The organism is Candidatus Pantoea deserta, assembly GCF_003813865.1.
Classification (GTDB): Bacteria; Pseudomonadota; Gammaproteobacteria; order Enterobacterales; family Enterobacteriaceae; genus Pantoea; species Pantoea deserta.
The window spans coordinates 1-2244 of record NZ_RMVG01000049.1 but is presented as its reverse complement, the minus strand read 5'-3'; the positions used below and the strand labels follow the sequence as shown (position 1 = coordinate 2244).

Below are 2244 nucleotides of genomic sequence, written 5' to 3'. Positions count from 1 at the left end.
CGGGCTGCGGCTTTGCCGTTTCCCCCTGCGTTCAGCCTGATGCCCGGTCGCCCGTTCTGCCCTCACGGCGACGGAACTCGGAGAAACATCACATGCAACCACACGGGAGACACAACATGTCACAGCAGAACGTCAGCACCACGGCTCCAGAATCTAAAGAATCATCAGGGGAAAAACCCGTCAGTGCGCAACTGGTGCCTGCTGGCCTGCGCCTGACTTTCTTTGAGGGCTTTTTCGGTCATCTTGCACCGAAAGTCCCGCTTTTACTGACCCACTGGATGCGATCCCACTGCCAGGACTACGCGGGCGGGTACTGGGAGTATTTTTACACCAGTAACGGAACCTGCTTTGCCGTGCCGGGATTCGAGGGGAAAAAACGCTTTCAGATCCTGTCCAGAGGCTTAAGCGTGGAAATGTCGGCCGAGGCCGCAGGCGTCAGCGGCATGCTGACCATGTTGAAATGCCTGGCCTTGCAGACGTGGAGTGAAAACGGCAATGACCCGTTGATCGGTAAGCTTAACCATCTTGAAAGCGCCCTGGGGGAGTACGCCCTGACGCTGGAAGAGAGCAGCTTTATATGCATGGCTGCTGACTGAAGAGCGCGCGGGCGGCAGACCGCCCGCTGTCAGGGTTCCATATGAGACTAACAATATGATAAAAAAAACAGCTTTAAGGTGTGACTTAGTGTCACTCAGTGGTAAGGTGTGTTACTAAGTTACACACCGGAGGACATATGGCATCAACAAGACTTCGTCAGCAGGGCGGGGCCGTCGTGCTGACTATCCCGAGCGACATCGCTGCAAAAGCGGGCTGGACGGTTGGCATCGAGCTGGACGTGACCGCAGAGGGCGAATCCGTGAACATTGTACCGGTTGCGCGCGTGCCGCGCGGTCGTCGTACCGTGGCGCAGCTGCTGGCCGGTATCGACCAGCAGGAAATTCAGGGCTACAACGAAGAAACCGCTGACGGGCTGAACGATGCACCGCAGGGCAGGGAGCTTATCTGATGGTTTCAAGGAGAGTGCCGCAGAAGGGCGAAATCTGGCACGTTAACGGCGATCCGGTGGAAGGCCGCGAATTTAAGGGGCCGCATTACTATCTGGTGATTTCACAGCGCGAGCTGGTTGCGGCGCTGGGAACGGCGGTCTGCGTGCCGGTGACAAGCGGCGGCGGCGCGTCCCGTTCGCAGGGCGTGACCGTGTACCTGGACGGCAACAGCACGGACACAGGGAAAGTGACTGGCGTGGCGCTGTGCTATCAGCTGCGCTCGCTCGACCTGACGGCGCGCAGGGCAAGCTATGCCGCAACGGTCGAGCCACACGTTATGGATGAGATACTGTCTCTGGTGGTTGATCTCATCGATCCGCGTTAAGCAGCGAAAAGCTGACTTAACAATTTTATGGACAATCAGGATCATATGGAATAATGAGTATAATCAATAAATTAGCTGTTACTGCTATTATTGGCGGTTTAGCTTTCGGTGCGTACCATACGCATAGCGCGGATAAGGCGGAAGAGCAGACTTTTGAAGCGGCAAGACAGGCGGCACTGGATGCGCCAGATCCTTTTCTTGAGCTGGACAGGTTCAGGTCAGCAATCGGTGATTACGGGAAAAGTTGCTATTTCTTTGCCGATGCTAACTGCAAGCGCCGGACGGAAGCAGAGAATGAACTGGTCGTTGCGGGCGCCAGAAAAGGCTCAGTCCCGGCGCTGTTCTTTCTCTTTAACTCGGGTATCAGGTGGCCGCCGATCAGTTACACCAATTTGCCGGATAATGAGTCTCAGCGCCTGGGACAGCGCCTGATAAGCCTGGCTGAAAGCGCCCCTGTCACGAAAGAAAACTCCGCACTTTTTTCTGAAGCAGCAGCGCTGCTTAAATACAGCACACAAACGGCGAAGGCTATTGACCAGTATGTCAAAGCCTGGCAGACAGGTGCGCCGTGGGCGGCTTCAGAGCTGGCCTACGTATATGATGAAATCCTGAATGATAAAACGCGGGCATATTTCTGGTACGTACGCGCCCGAAATGTACCGATTGGCACTGAAGTTTTAAGAGCCTGTCGGCCGAGGAAAAGCTGACGCTTCAGAGCAAGGCTCATGACACAAACCTGGTGAACATCTGAGCCGAAAATGCAGGGTGTCTGAGGCAGATGCTCTGATCTGAAAGCCGTAACTTTGGAGGATAAAAATGAGCTTCGGGATTCTGAACGCTGTTCTGGTTCTGCTGTACTGGGCAATCACAAAT

At 55.1% G+C, this 2244-nt stretch carries 4 protein-coding genes; all 4 read left to right on the top strand.

From position 1 onward, the window contains the following. Nucleotides 1-596 (top strand): antirestriction protein (locus BBB56_RS23245; protein WP_233593100.1); only part of this gene is annotated, 596 nt, incomplete at its 5' end. Nucleotides 597-733: 137 nt separating this feature from the next. Continuing rightward, a complete protein-coding gene (locus tag BBB56_RS23240) occupies nt 734-1006 on the top strand; it encodes an AbrB/MazE/SpoVT family DNA-binding domain-containing protein (protein WP_123803253.1) in 273 nt (90 codons plus the stop codon). Continuing rightward, nucleotides 1006-1371: a type II toxin-antitoxin system PemK/MazF family toxin gene (locus BBB56_RS23235; RefSeq protein ID WP_123803252.1), complete on the top strand. Its 366-nt coding sequence runs from the start codon at nt 1006-1008 to the stop codon at nt 1369-1371. Before BBB56_RS23240 ends, BBB56_RS23235 begins: the two co-directional genes overlap by 1 nt. Before the next feature lie 53 nt (nt 1372-1424). Continuing rightward, the gene (locus BBB56_RS23230) at nt 1425-2078 is read left to right on the top strand and encodes a hypothetical protein (protein ID WP_123803251.1); all 654 of its coding nucleotides are present in this window, start codon (nt 1425-1427) and stop codon (nt 2076-2078) included. The last annotated feature ends 166 nt before the right edge of the window (nt 2079-2244 follow it).

Bases quoted from the DNA above. Each gene is read 5' to 3' on its own strand.
- BBB56_RS23240 (WP_123803253.1), top strand. From the start codon at position 734: ATGGCATCAACAAGACTTCGTCAGCAGGGCGGGGCCGTCGTGCTGACT.
- BBB56_RS23235 (WP_123803252.1), top strand. From the start codon at position 1,006: ATGGTTTCAAGGAGAGTGCCGCAGAAGGGCGAAATCTGGCACGTTAAC.
- BBB56_RS23230 (WP_123803251.1), top strand. From the start codon at position 1,425: ATGAGTATAATCAATAAATTAGCTGTTACTGCTATTATTGGCGGTTTA.